Source organism: Ralstonia sp. 25C, assembly GCF_051904805.1.
Lineage (GTDB): Bacteria > Pseudomonadota > Gammaproteobacteria > Burkholderiales > Burkholderiaceae > Ralstonia.
In genome coordinates this window covers 336,013-349,029 of record NZ_CP196737.1, presented here as the reverse complement: position 1 = coordinate 349,029, position 13,017 = coordinate 336,013, and the positions used below count along the sequence as shown (strand labels likewise).

15 protein-coding genes are annotated in these 13,017 nt (G+C 64.9%); all 15 read left to right on the top strand.

The genetic code is table 11. The annotated features are described in order from the left end of the window. Positions 1-3: 3 nt before the first annotated feature. The 15 genes from ssuC (at position 4) to ACS7SF_RS01470 (ending at position 12,981) form a co-directional block, all read left to right on the top strand. Positions 4-810, top strand: coding sequence for an aliphatic sulfonate ABC transporter permease SsuC (gene ssuC / locus ACS7SF_RS01540; RefSeq protein ID WP_439891383.1), 807 nt, complete (start codon positions 4-6; stop codon positions 808-810). Positions 811-820: 10 nt separating this feature from the next. Then, positions 821-1,660: an ATP-binding cassette domain-containing protein gene (locus ACS7SF_RS01535; protein ID WP_439892668.1), complete on the top strand. Its 840-nt coding sequence runs from the start codon at positions 821-823 to the stop codon at positions 1,658-1,660. Positions 1,661-1,730: 70 nt separating this feature from the next. Continuing rightward, the gene (locus tag ACS7SF_RS01530) at positions 1,731-1,946 is read left to right on the top strand and encodes a TOBE domain-containing protein (RefSeq protein ID WP_004626558.1); all 216 of its coding nucleotides are present in this window, start codon (positions 1,731-1,733) and stop codon (positions 1,944-1,946) included. Between the two features lie 49 nt (positions 1,947-1,995). Then, positions 1,996-2,883, top strand: a complete 888-nt coding sequence (locus ACS7SF_RS01525) for an EAL domain-containing protein (RefSeq protein ID WP_439891382.1) — start codon at positions 1,996-1,998, stop codon at positions 2,881-2,883. Between the two features lie 10 nt (positions 2,884-2,893). Next, positions 2,894-3,568 (top strand): RBBP9/YdeN family alpha/beta hydrolase, encoded by a 675-nt coding sequence (locus ACS7SF_RS01520; protein WP_439891381.1) that lies wholly within the window; start codon positions 2,894-2,896, stop codon positions 3,566-3,568. 122 nt (positions 3,569-3,690) lie between these two features. Beyond that, positions 3,691-4,605, top strand: coding sequence for a sulfate ABC transporter permease subunit CysT (cysT, locus tag ACS7SF_RS01515; protein ID WP_439891380.1), 915 nt, complete (start codon positions 3,691-3,693; stop codon positions 4,603-4,605). Position 4,606: 1 nt separating this feature from the next. Beyond that, positions 4,607-5,599 (top strand): sulfate ABC transporter permease subunit CysW, encoded by a 993-nt coding sequence (cysW, locus tag ACS7SF_RS01510; protein WP_439891379.1) that lies wholly within the window; start codon positions 4,607-4,609, stop codon positions 5,597-5,599. Beyond that, positions 5,596-6,705, top strand: a complete 1,110-nt coding sequence (locus ACS7SF_RS01505) for a sulfate/molybdate ABC transporter ATP-binding protein (RefSeq protein WP_439891378.1) — start codon at positions 5,596-5,598, stop codon at positions 6,703-6,705. Before cysW ends, ACS7SF_RS01505 begins: the two co-directional genes overlap by 4 nt. Before the next feature lie 51 nt (positions 6,706-6,756). Then, positions 6,757-7,716: a CysB family HTH-type transcriptional regulator gene (locus ACS7SF_RS01500; RefSeq protein ID WP_426398767.1), complete on the top strand. Its 960-nt coding sequence runs from the start codon at positions 6,757-6,759 to the stop codon at positions 7,714-7,716. 129 nt (positions 7,717-7,845) lie between these two features. Next, complete coding sequence (locus ACS7SF_RS01495; protein ID WP_439891377.1) at positions 7,846-8,148, top strand: 2TM domain-containing protein; 303 nt, start codon at positions 7,846-7,848, stop codon at positions 8,146-8,148. Continuing rightward, complete coding sequence (locus ACS7SF_RS01490) at positions 8,148-9,407, top strand: sensor histidine kinase (RefSeq protein WP_439891376.1); 1,260 nt, start codon at positions 8,148-8,150, stop codon at positions 9,405-9,407. Before ACS7SF_RS01495 ends, ACS7SF_RS01490 begins: the two co-directional genes overlap by 1 nt. 3 nt (positions 9,408-9,410) lie before the next feature. After that, positions 9,411-10,232, top strand: a complete 822-nt coding sequence (locus ACS7SF_RS01485) for a LytR/AlgR family response regulator transcription factor (RefSeq protein WP_439891375.1) — start codon at positions 9,411-9,413, stop codon at positions 10,230-10,232. 84 nt (positions 10,233-10,316) lie between these two features. Next, complete coding sequence (locus ACS7SF_RS01480; RefSeq protein WP_439891374.1) at positions 10,317-12,026, top strand: thiamine pyrophosphate-binding protein; 1,710 nt, start codon at positions 10,317-10,319, stop codon at positions 12,024-12,026. Between the two features lie 35 nt (positions 12,027-12,061). Continuing rightward, the gene (gene rraA, locus ACS7SF_RS01475) at positions 12,062-12,559 is read left to right on the top strand and encodes a ribonuclease E activity regulator RraA (protein WP_439891373.1); all 498 of its coding nucleotides are present in this window, start codon (positions 12,062-12,064) and stop codon (positions 12,557-12,559) included. Further along, positions 12,556-12,981 carry a gamma-glutamylcyclotransferase family protein gene (locus tag ACS7SF_RS01470; RefSeq protein ID WP_439891372.1) on the top strand — a complete coding sequence of 142 codons (426 nt, stop codon included), beginning with the start codon at positions 12,556-12,558 and terminating at the stop codon, positions 12,979-12,981. Before rraA ends, ACS7SF_RS01470 begins: the two co-directional genes overlap by 4 nt. Positions 12,982-13,017: the final 36 nt, after the last annotated feature.

The window sequence follows — 13,017 nt, the reverse complement described above, 5'->3', positions numbered from 1 at the left end:
ACCATGGCCTCCGAATCGAAATCCGCAGCCAACACCTTTCTGCGCAGCGCACGTCAGCGGTTGACGCCGTGGATTGTGCCGCTGCTGTTGCTGGTGCTCTGGCAGGCATCGGCCCAGTGGGGCTGGCTGTCGAATCGCATCTTGCCGGCGCCGCTGGACGTGGCGAAATCCGCCATCGCCCTGGCGCGCTCGGGCGAGCTGTGGACGCACGTGGCGGTCAGCACATGGCGTGCACTGGTGGGCTTTGCGATTGGCGGCTCGCTGGGGCTGGCGCTGGGGCTGCTGACCGGCACCTTCCGCACGGCAGAAACGCTGCTCGACACGACCTTGCAGATGGTCCGCAACATCCCCGTGCTGGCGCTGATTCCGTTGGTCATCCTGTGGTTTGGGATCGATGAATCGGCCAAGCTGTTTCTGGTATCGCTGGGCGTGTTTTTCCCGATCTACCTGAATACGTATCACGGCATCCGCTCGGTCGATCCGGCGCTGGTGGAGATGGCGCGTAGCTATGGGCTGTCGCGTACGCAGCTGTACCGCGAGGTGATCCTGCCCGGCGCGCTGCCGCAGATTCTCGTAGGCGTGCGGTTCTCGCTGGGGCTGATGTGGGTGACGTTGATCGTCGCTGAGACGGTCTCCGCACAAGCGGGTATCGGCTACATGACGATGAACGCGCGCGAGTTCCTGCAGACCGATGTGGTGCTGCTCGGCATCCTGCTGTACGCGCTGCTGGGCAAGCTGGCCGACTTGCTGTCGCGTACCCTGGAGCGCTTCTGGCTGCGCTGGCACCCCGGCTATCAAGCCGCTGCCTGAGGAGAACATGATGCAAAGCAACGCTACCGAACACGCCGCGCTGGCCGGCACGGCCTTGCACATCGAACGGGTCGTCAAACGCTATGGCGACCGTGAGGTGCTGCACGGCATCGACCTCGACATTACGCCGGGCGAGTTCGTGGTCATCGTCGGGCGCAGCGGCTGCGGCAAGAGCACGCTGCTGCGGCTGATTGCCGGGCTGGAAGGTGTTGACGATGGTCATCTGCGTCGTGATGGTGATACCGAAGACGGCCTGCATGATGACGCCCGCGTGATGTTCCAGGACGCACGCCTGCTGCCGTGGAAGAAGGTGCTCGACAACGTCGCGCTCGGCCTGCCAAAAACGCAGCGTGCACAGGCCGCCGAGGTGCTTGCACAAGTCGGTTTGGCCGAGCGGGCAGGGGAGTGGCCGGCGCGCCTGTCGGGCGGACAGCGCCAGCGTGTTGCACTCGCCCGTGCGCTGGTGCATCGCCCACGCTTGCTGCTGCTCGACGAGCCGCTGGGCGCGCTCGATGCGCTCACCCGCATCGACATGCAGAACCTGATCGAAGGCCTCTGGCAGCGCCTGGGCTTTACCGCCGTGCTGGTCACGCACGACGTGGCCGAGGCGGTGGCGCTGGCCGACCGCGTGGTGCTGATCGAAGACGGCCGCATCGCGCTGGATGAACGCATCGATCTGCCGCGCCCGCGCCACCGGGGTTCGCCTGCGTTTGCGCGACTGGAAGAGGCCATCCTCAACCGGGTGATGCAGCGCAAGGTCGATCCAAACGAAGTGACCGATGTGCGCTCGCACACGGCGTGGGCATCACCCTTGGACGTGCCGGCCACAGCCGTGCGCTGGGCGGTGTAAGACGCAGCAAACCTTTCTCCTGAAAACATTCATTGGCACGTTGTGTTGTTGTCATCTAAGAAGGAACATCATGAGCATCCAAGCGATTAACGTACGCAACCAATTTCGCGGGCAGATCAAAGAGATCATCCGGGGCGATGTGCTCTCGGAGATCGACGTGGAGACCCCGGCCGGCATCGTGACCTCGGTCATCACCACGCGCTCGGTCGATAGCCTGGGCCTGAAGATCGGCAGCGAAGTAGTGGCGCTGGTGAAGGCGACAGAAGTGTCGATCGCCAAACTGTGAGGACGGGGAGGAGACGGCGACCTCGTAGGAACACCCAGGAGCCTCACCCATGAGCCTGATGCATACCACCGCACTCGCACAATTTCTCGGCACGCTGCCGAGCGCACCCACGCCCGATCGTCAACTGTGGCGTGACGCCCGTGGCCGCGTGCAGGGCCAGTTCTTCCATAGCTCGCTCACCAGCCTGTTTGAACCGGTGTGGCAGCTTGCCGCTGACGGCACGCTCGCACCCGCCGGCCACGAAGCGCTAATGCGCACCTGGACGCGCGACGGCGATCTGGGCCTGAACCCGTGGAAGGTGTTTTCGCTGGCGTCAGACGACAGCACGCTGGTGGAACTCGATCGCTTGTGCCGGTTGATGCATACGCTTAACTACTTTGTCCGCACGGACGCCAAGCGGCTGGTCTTGAATGTGCACGGTCGCCTGCTGGCGGCGGTGGCGGCTGACCACGGCAAGGCATTCCAGCGCGCCGTCACGGCGCTGGGGTTGTCGCCTGAGCAGTTCGTCATCCAGGTGCCGTCCACGGCCAATGATGACCTGGGGCTGTTGCTGTTCGTGGTGGACAACTATCGGCGCAATGGGTTTGCCGTGGCAGTGCAGGCATCCGACCCCGCCGAAGCCGGCGCGTTGCTCGTGCATGCCAAGCCGGCGTATCTGAAACTCGATGCGCGGCGTGATTGGGTGACGCGGCACGTGGTGTCGCTGGCCGAATCGGCGCGTGAGCTGGGTGTGACGCTCGCGCTGCGCCGCTGCGAACGGCCGAGCGATCTCGAACTGGCCCGTGCCGCGGGGATTGCCTACGTGCAAGGCAGCATCCTGCCCGGTGCCGAAGCCGAGGCCGATGCGGAAGCCGCGCCCACGCCGCTGGTGGTACCGATGGCGCAGGCACCGGTGGTGCAACAGCAGCAGTGCGCCAGCCTGTTTCTGACGGAGTGAGCACGACGCCATGGCACGCAGCGCACTCGCAACTTCATCGGCGCCGACCGATTGGCACTGGCCGACCGACGTAGCCATCGTCACCGTTCCCGGTTTGTACGGAAGCGGCCCCGGGCACTGGCAGACACGCTGGGAAGCGCGGTTCCCGGACTGGCGCCGCGTTGAACAGAGCGATTGGTCCACGCCCGACCTGCCACGCTGGTCTGCCCGGGTGGGCGAAACCGTGCGCGATGCGCTGGCCGCGCGCCCTCAGGGGCGTCAAAAGCGTCGTGTGATTCTGGTGGCACATAGCTTTGGCTGCCTGGCGTCGTTGCACTGGGCGGCCCAGGCGCGGGAAGCTGTGGCCGGCGTGTTGCTGATTGCTCCAGCAGACCCGGACAAATTCGGCGTGCGCGATGCGCTGCCACAGCGTGCCTTGCCATTCCCCGCCGTGCTGGCCGCCAGCCGCAACGACCCGTGGATGCCCCAGCCCAACGCAATCGAATGGGCCGCCCGCTGGGGCGTGGAATTTGTCGATGCGGGTGAGGCCGGTCACATCAACGCCGATTCCAACCTGGGCGACTGGGACGCCGGCCTAGCACTGCTCGACCGCGTGGTGACCCGCGCAAGTGCACAAGACACCACGCGCGACGGCGCCGACTGGCAAGCCCAGTGGGATGTCTTACCGAGCACCCCTTATATCTAAAACGATGATGCACATGCGCAAATATTCGTTTTCGTCATAAGAACGGTTCGCCACAATAGGTTCATCTGCATATCGGCCGCAGTGCGCAGTTGCTCTGGGGCCTTTTCTTTTCGGTTGCGCTGATGAGCCTGTCCTCTGCGTTGTCCCCCTCCAAGCGGCGTAAGCCCGCCAACGTGCTCCCGGGTTTCGGGCTGGCATTGGGCTTCTCGCTGCTGTACCTCGCGCTGATCGTTCTGATCCCGCTGTCGGCGACCGTGCTCAAGACATTCACCATGACGTGGGATGCGTTCTGGACGACCGTCACTGCGCCCCGCGTGGTCGCGTCGTACAAGCTGACCTTTGGCGCCTCGCTGATTGCGGCAGTGATCAACCTCGTCTTCGGGTTGATCGTCGCTTGGGTGCTGGTGCGCTATCGCTTTCCGGGCAAGCGCCTGATTGATGCGCTGGTGGATCTGCCGTTTGCGCTGCCGACTGCGGTGGCCGGCATCGCGCTCACCGCGCTGTATGCGCCGAATGGCTGGATTGGTTCGCGCCTGGAGCCACTCGGGCTGAAGGTGGCATTCACGCCGCTGGGCATTGTGGTGGCGCTGACGTTTATTGGCTTGCCGTTTGTGGTGCGCACCGTGCAGCCGGTCCTTGAGGATCTGGAAACGGAACTTGAAGAAGCGGCCGCCAGCCTTGGCGCCACGCGCTGGCAGACGTTTATCCGCGTGATCCTGCCGACGTTGCTGCCGGCGCTGCTGACCGGTTTTGCGCTGGCCTTCGCACGCGCCACGGGCGAATACGGCTCGGTCATCTTCATCGCCGGCAACATGCCGATGGTCTCCGAGATCACGCCGCTGATGATCTATTCCAAGCTCGAGCAGTTCGATTATGCAGGCGCCACGGCCATCGCTGTCGTCATGCTGGGCATCTCGTTCACGCTGCTGCTGGTGATCAACCTGCTGCAAGCCTGGACGCGCCGACGTGGCAATCGCAATGACACCATCGAGCGCGCCCCCGAACCTTTGACCGCCAATGCGGCCGCAGGAGCCTGACATGGCCGGTACCGTTTCTCGTCAACTTGGCCAGGCGCCCGCTGCGGGGCCGTCCGCACGAAAGGGTGCGACTGCCGAATCCGCCTGGGTGCGCGCAACGCTGATCCTGATCTCGTTCGTCTTCCTCGCGCTGTTCCTGTTCGTGCCACTGGCGAGCGTGTTCTACGAGGCGTTCAAGAAGGGCGTGGACGTGTATCTCGAAGCGCTGATCGAGCCAGATGCACTCTCCGCGATTTACCTCACGCTGACCGTCGCGGCGATTGCCGTGCCGCTCAACGTGGTGTTTGGCGTGGCAGCGGCGTGGGCGATTGCCAAGTTCGAATTTCGCGGCAAGAACCTGCTGCTTACGTTGATCGATTTGCCGTTCTCGGTGTCGCCGGTGATTGCGGGCCTGATCTACGTGCTGCTGTTTGGTGCGCAGGGGTGGTTCGGGCCCTATCTGTCGGACCACGATTTCAAAGTCATCTTTGCGGTGCCGGGCATCGTGCTGGCCACCGTCTTCGTCACATTCCCGTTCGTCGCGCGCGAATTGATTCCGTTGATGCAGGCGCAGGGCAGCGAAGAGGAAGAGGCCGCCATCGTGCTGGGCGCGTCGGGCTGGCAGACGTTCTTCCGCGTGACGCTGCCCAACATCAAGTGGGGTTTGCTCTACGGCGTGATCCTGTGCAATGCGCGTGCGATGGGCGAGTTTGGCGCGGTGTCGGTGGTGTCGGGCCATATTCGCGGGCTGACCAATACGATGCCGCTACACGTCGAGATCCTCTACAACGAATACAACTTCGCGGCCGCGTTTGCCGTGGCTTCACTGCTGACGCTGCTGGCACTCGTGACACTTGCCCTCAAGACGCTGGTCGAATGGCGCAGCCGCCGCGAGCTGGCCGATGCAGATGCCGGCGTGGGCGAAGGCCCAGGCGCACGCGTTGCACAGCAACCCACATCGATTTCGAACTCGCACATCTCCGTGCAATCTCCGCTCGAAGGGAGCGCAGCATGAGCATCCAGGTTCAACACATCACCAAGCGCTTCGGTAATTTCGTTGCTCTCAACGATGTCTCGCTCGACTTCAAGCAAGGCGAACTGACCGCGCTACTGGGTCCCTCCGGCTGCGGCAAAACCACGCTGCTGCGCATCATCGCGGGGCTGGAGCATGCGGATTCGGGCAGCATCCACCTGAATGGCGAGGATGCATCGGACCAGCACGTGCGCGAGCGCCAGGTCGGCTTCGTGTTCCAGCACTACGCGCTGTTCAAGCACATGACGGTGTTCGAGAACGTGGCCTTCGGCCTGCGCGTGAAGCCGCGTGGGCAGCGGCCGAGCGAAGCGCAGATCCGCGCCAAGGTGAAAGAGCTGCTGGAACTCGTGCAGCTCGACTGGCTGGCCGATCGCTACCCGCCGCAACTGTCGGGTGGTCAGCGCCAGCGTATTGCCTTGGCGCGTGCACTGGCAGTGGAGCCGCGCGTGCTGCTGCTCGACGAGCCGTTCGGCGCGCTCGACGCCAAGGTGCGCAAGGAGCTGCGCCGCTGGCTGCGCCGCCTGCACGACGATCTGCACGTCACCAGTTTGTTCGTCACGCATGATCAGGAAGAGGCACTGGAAGTGGCCGACAACGTGGTGCTGATGAACCGTGGCCAAGTGGAGCAGGTGGGCAGCCCGGATGCGGTCTACAACACGCCGGCCACGCCGTTCGTCTACGGCTTCCTCGGCAACGTGAATCTGTTCCACGGCCGCCTGGAAGAGGGCGAGGGCGGCAGTGTGCTGCATGTGGGTGATTCGTCCATCGCGGTGCCGTCGGGCGGCGTGGATTCGTCGCGTGCCGATCAGGCTGTCGCGTTTGTCCGCCCGCACGAGATTGATCTGGAGCGCTATGCGCCCGGCGCCGAGGGCATTCCCGTGACGCTGCGCCGCGCGCTCACGCTGGGTGCCATCGCGCAGCTTGAGCTGGAGCGCGAAGACACCGACGACATCATCGAAGTCTCCCTGCCCATCGAGCGCTTCCGCGCCGAGGGCTTCCGTGAGGGTGAAACGCTGGTGGTGCGCCCGCGCGCGATCCGTGTGTTTGCCCAGAACGCGCGGCCCGCCGCTGTGCAGGCCACCGCTTAATCTCACCCATCCCGCTGCTCGGACGACAACCAATACGAGAGGACACGAGCCATGAACTTCCAACAACTGCGTTCCATCCGCGAGGCGGTGCGCCGCCAGTTCAACCTGACCGAAGTCGCCAATGCGCTGTACACGTCGCAGCCCGGTGTGTCGCGGCAGATCCGCGAGTTGGAAGATGAACTGGGCGTGGAGATTTTCGAGCGCTACGGCAAGCGCCTGACCGGCTTGACGGAGCCGGGCCGCGAGATCGTCCGCATTGTCGAGCGCCTGCTGCTCGAAGCCGAGAACCTGCGTCAGGCGGGAGAGGAGTTCTCCGGCCGCCAGTCCGGCCGCCTGACCGTGGCGACCACGCACACGCAGGCGCGCTACGCGCTGCCCAAGGTGGTGCAATCGTTCCGCAAGGAATATCCGCACGTCACGCTGGCGCTGCAGGAGGCATCGCCGTCGCACATCGTTGAACTGCTGCTGACGGGGCAGGCCGATATCGGCATCGCCACCGAGGCCGTGGCGAATGAGCCGGGGCTGACGTCGTTCGAGGCCTACCGTTGGCGCCATGTGCTGGTGGTCAGTCCCGATCATCCGCTGACCAAGAACCCGCTGCCCACGCTGGAAGACGTGGCGCAGTATCCGCTCATTACCTACGACGCCGGTTTCACGGGCCGCCGCAATATCGACGCGGCGTTTGCCAGCGCTGGCCTGCACCCCGAGATCGTGCTGACCGCCATGGACGCCGACGTGATCAAGACCTATGTGGCGCTGGATGTGGGCGTGGGCATCATCGCGTCGATGGCGTATGACGGACGCAAGGACGACAACCTCGTGTGCATTGGCGCAGACCACCTGTTCGAGCCGAACACCACGCGCGTGGCGGTGCGCCGCGGTGCGTATCTGCGCGGGTATGCGCACGACTTCATCGGCATGTTTGCGCCGCATCTGTCGCGCGAGACGGTGGCGGAGGCGGTGGCGTCTACGGTGGTGACGCAATCGGTGCGGGAGGCGCTGGCGGCGTAAGCACCACACCTGCCGGGGCGGAATGACGGCTGTTCATCCCGCCAATCCCACCATTCGTCGCACCCCCATGGCGCCCGCCCAGGCGCCATTTCTATACTGCGGACATCCTCGGCTCCACCTGAGCGCACCATGTCCGCCATCCCCTACGCCCCCTCCACCGAATCCGACGATGCGCTCCTGCGCCGCGCACGCCATCGCGCCGGCGCACGCATGGGGTTCCGCATCCATCTGCTGTCCTTCCTGGCCGTGAACGCGGTACTGGCGGCGATTGCGTTGTCGCGCGGGCAATTCTGGTTTGTCTGGCCGCTGCTTGGCTGGGGGATGGGGCTGGCCGCTCATGGTCTGAGCCTGGCGTGGAGCATGGGCAATGGCTATCAACGCTTGGTCGAGCAGGAATTGGCCCGTCTGCGGCAGCAGGCTGGTCGCCAGTAATGCGGGAAACCCCAAGCTTCAACGCCGCAAAGCCCTCCGGTAAGATCGCCCGCATGTTCGCCAATGTGTCGTTCCCTTCGCTTGCCGCTTGCCTGCGCATTGCCGCGCGGGCAGGGAAGACGTTTGCTGTCGTCGTCATCGTCAATACGCTGATCGCGGCGGTGCTGGCCTTCGGTATCCGGCCGGAAGAATCCTTCTGGAAAGATTTCGCCTTCAGCCAAGCGATTGGCCTGTCGATGATCGCGCTGATCGATATCCCTCGACACGTGCTGTGGGGCGACGGGCCGCCCAACAAGAAAGTTTTTCCGTGGATTGTGCTGGGTGCCGTGCTGATCGGCGTGCCGTTCGGGCAATGGGTGGCGCGCACCATCCTGTGCCTGAACAACGTCAACCCTGAACCGTGGCGAGCGGACAGCCTCCGCATGAGCTTCATCATCGCCATGCTGGCGGCGCTGGGCGCGACGTATTACTACTGGTCGCGCGGCAAATTGGCGGCGTTGCAGCGCCAGGCCGCGCTCGACGCGCTTGACCGCGAAGAGGCCGAAAAGCAGGTGGTGCGTGCGCAGTTGATGGCGCTGCAGGCCCAGATCGAGCCGCACTTTCTGTTCAACGTGCTCGCCCACGTTGACGTGCTCATCGCGAAAGACCCGAACGGCGCGCGGCGCTTGCTGCAACATCTGATCGGCTTTCTTCGCACGTCGCTTTCGCATGCCCGGGCAGAGCAATGCACGCTGGCGCAGGAGTTTGCGCTACTGCACGCGTATCTCGATATCCAGGCGCTGCGCTTCGGCAGCCGGCTGCGGTTTTCGCTGGCGCTGGATGACGCCATTGCCAACCTCGTTATCCCGCCGATGTTGATCCAGCCGCTGGTGGAAAACGCCGTCGTGCACGGCATTGAACCCGCGCGTGAAGGTGGAGAGATCGCGCTCTCGGCCCGGCTGAGTTCCCCCAATGAAGGCGAGCGCCTCATCTTGGAAGTGCGCGATACGGGCGTGGGTTTCGGCAATGACGGCGGCAAGGGTTCGGGGCTGGGCCTCACCCATGTGCGCGAACGGCTCTCACGCCTGTTTGACGGCGAGGCGCGGCTGACCATTGGCGAAACCCTGCCGCACGGCGTGACGGTCACCGTAGAGCTGCCGCTGGCGCACGAGGTGGCCGACTCCGCTCACGCTGCCGCCGGTGCGCCCGAGTGGCGCTGCCGCTTTTCTCGCCCTGTTGCCAACCCCGCGCTATCGTCCTGCGCGCCTGCCGGAACCTGATCGATGCCGTCATCCCCCCGCCTGCTGATTGCCGACGACGAGCCAGCGTTGGCCGAGAACCTCGTTGCGGAACTGTCTGCGCTCTGGCCCGAAGCCGCGTTGCTGCCGCCGGTGCATGACGGGCAATCCGCGCTCGATGTGATCGACGACGCAGCGACCGGGCAGGGGCCCGATGTGGTGTTTCTCGACATTCGCATGCCGGGGCTATCGGGCATCGACGTGGCGCGTGAACTGGCGGATCGGGAAGATCGTCCGCTCGTGGTGTTCGTGACCGCCTATGACCAGTTTGCGCTGGATGCCTTCGAGCAGGCCGCGGTGGACTACGTGCTCAAGCCCGTGCAGACGGAGCGCCTGGCCGAGACCGTCAAGCGCCTGAGGGATCGGCTTGGCATCCGCCTGAACGGTCATGGCGCCGACCCCGCCCAGACACTGGCCGAACTCGTCGAGCGTCTTGCTGGTTTGCAGGGCGCCGCGCAAACGCGTGTGACGCCGCAGGGCGGCTATCTACGCTTCATCAAGGCGCTGGTCGGGCAGGAGGTGCGCTTCATCCCCGTGGATGACGTGCTGTATCTGGAAGCCACCGACAAGTACGTCAACGTGGTGGCCAGCGGCGGCGAATCGCTGATCCGCACCAGCTTGCGTGATCTGTTGACGCAACTCGACCCGGAGCATTTCTGGCAGGTGCATCGCGGTACGGTCGTCAACGTGGCGCACGTGTCGAGCGCCGTGCATCTGTCGCTGGGCCGCCTAGGCTTGAAGATGCGCGGGCGTACGGAGACGCTGCCCGTGGCGCGGCAGTACGCGCATCTGTTTCGGCAGATGTAGTTCCAACGGGGGCGTGTGCGCCCGGCGCGCCTTCCGCTATGATCCGTTGTGTCGTCAACGAATCAAGAGCGAGACCAAGCCGCCATGGAGACCGTAGTCGCACGCAACACATCCGCTGAAATGGCGCCGCGCCATGGTGGACAAATCCTCGTCGATGCACTCGTTGCCCATGGCGCGGACATCGCCTTTGGCGTACCGGGCGAGAGCTACCTGTCGGTGCTCGAAGGCTTCTACCAGCGCCGTGACCGCGCGCGCTTCATCGTCTGCCGGCAAGAGGGGGGCGCCGCCACGATGGCCGATGCCTACGGCAAGCTGACCGGCCGCCCCGGCATCGTCTTCTGCACGCGCGGGCCGGGTGCCACCAACGCCAGCATTGGCGTGCATACCGCCTTCCAGGATTCCACGCCGATGATCCTGTTCATCGGCCAGGTCGGCCGCGATTTTGTGGACCGTGAAGCATTCCAGGAAATCGACTACCGCCGGATGTTCGGCCAGATGGCCAAGTGGGTCGCGCAGATCGACAGCGTGGAGCGCATCCCCGAATACATCGCGCGTGCGTTCCAGACTGCCACGGCCGGCCGCCCTGGCCCCGTGGTGCTGGCGCTGCCCGAAGACATGCTGACCGAAGTGGCCACCGTAGCCGATGTGCCGCCCATGCCCCGCGCGATGGCGTGGCCCGGCCCGCATGATTTGGCGCAACTGAAGACGCTGCTGCAGAGCGCCGAACGCCCGATGCTGCTGTTGGGCGGCTCCGGCTGGACGCCGCAGGCTGCCGCCCGCATGCAGGCATTTGCCGAGCGCTGGAACCTGCCGGCCGGTTGCGTGTTCCGCCGGCAGGATCTGTTCGACAACCGCCACCCGAACTACGCCGGCGATGTCGGCATCGCCATCAACCCGAAGCTGGCCGCGCGCGTGAAAGAGGCCGATGTGGTGCTCGCCATCGGCCCGCGCCTGGGTGAGATGACGACTTCCGGCTACACGCTCTTCGACGTGCCACGCCCGAAGCAGACGCTCATCCACGTGCATGCGGGCGCAGAAGAGCTGGGCCGTGTCTACCAAGCCGATCTGATGATTCAGGCGTCGATGCCTGCGATTGCCGAGGCATTGGACAGTGTCTCGCCCGATGCCGCGCCGCGCTGGTCCGCGTGGACGGAAGCCGCGCATGCGGACTACCTCGCCAACATCACGCCGCCGCCGTTCAGTGGCCAGGGCATCGACATGGCCCGCGCGATGCAGTGGCTGCGCGAGCGCCTGCCGCACAACAGCATTCTGACCAACGGCGCGGGCAACTACGCCACGTGGCTGCATCGGTTCTACCAATACGGTGCGTTGGCGTCTGGCTCGCGCACGCAACTGGCGCCGACCAGCGGGGCGATGGGCTATGGCGCGCCGGCTGCGGTGGCTGCCAAGATCGTCTGCCCCGACACGCCCGTCATCTGCATGGCTGGCGATGGCTGCTTTCTGATGAACGGCCAGGAGCTGGCAACGGCCATGCAGTACAACGCGCCGGTGATCTTCATCGTGGTCAACAACGGCATGTACGGCACCATTCGCATGCATCAGGAACGCGAATACCCGGCCCACGTGAGCGGCACCGAGCTGCGCAACCCGGACTTTGCCGCGCTGGCGCGTGCGTATGGCGCCGAGGGGCATACGGTGCGTTCGCTCGAGGGTTTCCAGTCCGCCGTGGAGGCGGCACTGGTGGCGCCGGTGGCCAGCATCATCGAAGTGCAGACCGATCCCAATGTCATCAGCCCGCGCGCGACGATCGATTCGCTGCGCGCCGGCCGCTGACCCCGCTTTCGCCAACGCTAATCTGACCCATTGCCATGACGATGATCCCCGTAACCGACTTGTGCGACATGCACGAAGACAAGCTCGTCTACGGAACCCTGCGTGTGCTCGCGCCGGTGTTCCGCAGCTTTGGCAAGCGCGCCGCGTTTGCCGGCCCGGCGGCGACGATCAAGGTGTTTGAAGACAACGGCCTGGTGCGCGCCGCGCTGGAAGAGCAGGGCGCTGGCCGTGTGCTGGTGATCGATGGGGGAGGCTCACTGCGTTGCGCGCTGGTGGGCGGCAATCTCGGCAAGCTCGCAGAAGAGAACGGCTGGGAAGGCATTCTGCTCAATGGCTGTGTGCGTGACACGCGCGAGCTGGCGGAATGCAACGTCGGCATCCACGCCCTGGCGGTACACCCGCGCAAGAGCATCAAGAAGAATGCCGGCCAACGCGATGTGGGCGTGCAGATGCCTGGCGCCTACATTCAGTCGGGTGAGTGGATCTATGCCGATGAGGACGGTGTGCTGGTTTCACAGGATGCACTCGAATGAACCACGCCAACGCCATCCATGTATTCGTTTACGGCACCCTACGCGCCGGGGAGGCGAACGATTTGCGCGTCGCGGCGGCCAAGCGCGGCATTCCTGAGCCGGAACTGGTCGGTACCGCGATGTTGCACGGCCGCCTGTACGACTTTGGCGCCTACCCCGGCCTCGTGCTGGACCCGACCGGCACCGCCGTACGGGGGGACGTGTACCGCATTGATGCCGCGCTCGTTCCCATCCTGGACGAAATCGAAGAGGTCTACCCCGGCGGCGATGCGCTGTTTCTGCGCGAGAACCATGCCGTGATGCTGGGCAGCGAGCCGGTGGAATGCATCGTCTATCCGGTCAGCGCGCAGCACATCGCCGGGCGGACAGTCATTACGGGCGGGGACTGGGTGGCGCACCGGTTGGCGCGTGGCCCGCGCTGATCAACGTCTTGAGTGGCAGGGTGCCGGGGCTGTGCT

What these genes read in the sequence shown, in the direction of transcription:
- ACS7SF_RS01520 (WP_439891381.1), top strand. Translation starts at nt 2,894, where the DNA reads ATGGCACGCAGCGCACTCGCAACTTCATCGGCGCCGACCGATTGGCAC.
- ACS7SF_RS01500 (WP_426398767.1), top strand. Translation starts at nt 6,757, where the DNA reads ATGAACTTCCAACAACTGCGTTCCATCCGCGAGGCGGTGCGCCGCCAG.
- cysW (WP_439891379.1), top strand. Translation starts at nt 4,607, where the DNA reads ATGGCCGGTACCGTTTCTCGTCAACTTGGCCAGGCGCCCGCTGCGGGG.
- rraA (WP_439891373.1), top strand. Translation starts at nt 12,062, where the DNA reads ATGACGATGATCCCCGTAACCGACTTGTGCGACATGCACGAAGACAAG.
- ACS7SF_RS01535 (WP_439892668.1), top strand. Translation starts at nt 821, where the DNA reads ATGCAAAGCAACGCTACCGAACACGCCGCGCTGGCCGGCACGGCCTTG.
- ACS7SF_RS01490 (WP_439891376.1), top strand. Translation starts at nt 8,148, where the DNA reads ATGCGGGAAACCCCAAGCTTCAACGCCGCAAAGCCCTCCGGTAAGATC.
- ssuC (WP_439891383.1), top strand. Translation starts at nt 4, where the DNA reads ATGGCCTCCGAATCGAAATCCGCAGCCAACACCTTTCTGCGCAGCGCA.
- ACS7SF_RS01470 (WP_439891372.1), top strand. Translation starts at nt 12,556, where the DNA reads ATGAACCACGCCAACGCCATCCATGTATTCGTTTACGGCACCCTACGC.
- ACS7SF_RS01480 (WP_439891374.1), top strand. Translation starts at nt 10,317, where the DNA reads ATGGAGACCGTAGTCGCACGCAACACATCCGCTGAAATGGCGCCGCGC.
- ACS7SF_RS01525 (WP_439891382.1), top strand. Translation starts at nt 1,996, where the DNA reads ATGAGCCTGATGCATACCACCGCACTCGCACAATTTCTCGGCACGCTG.
- ACS7SF_RS01485 (WP_439891375.1), top strand. Translation starts at nt 9,411, where the DNA reads ATGCCGTCATCCCCCCGCCTGCTGATTGCCGACGACGAGCCAGCGTTG.
- ACS7SF_RS01505 (WP_439891378.1), top strand. Translation starts at nt 5,596, where the DNA reads ATGAGCATCCAGGTTCAACACATCACCAAGCGCTTCGGTAATTTCGTT.
- ACS7SF_RS01495 (WP_439891377.1), top strand. Translation starts at nt 7,846, where the DNA reads ATGTCCGCCATCCCCTACGCCCCCTCCACCGAATCCGACGATGCGCTC.
- cysT (WP_439891380.1), top strand. Translation starts at nt 3,691, where the DNA reads ATGAGCCTGTCCTCTGCGTTGTCCCCCTCCAAGCGGCGTAAGCCCGCC.
- ACS7SF_RS01530 (WP_004626558.1), top strand. Translation starts at nt 1,731, where the DNA reads ATGAGCATCCAAGCGATTAACGTACGCAACCAATTTCGCGGGCAGATC.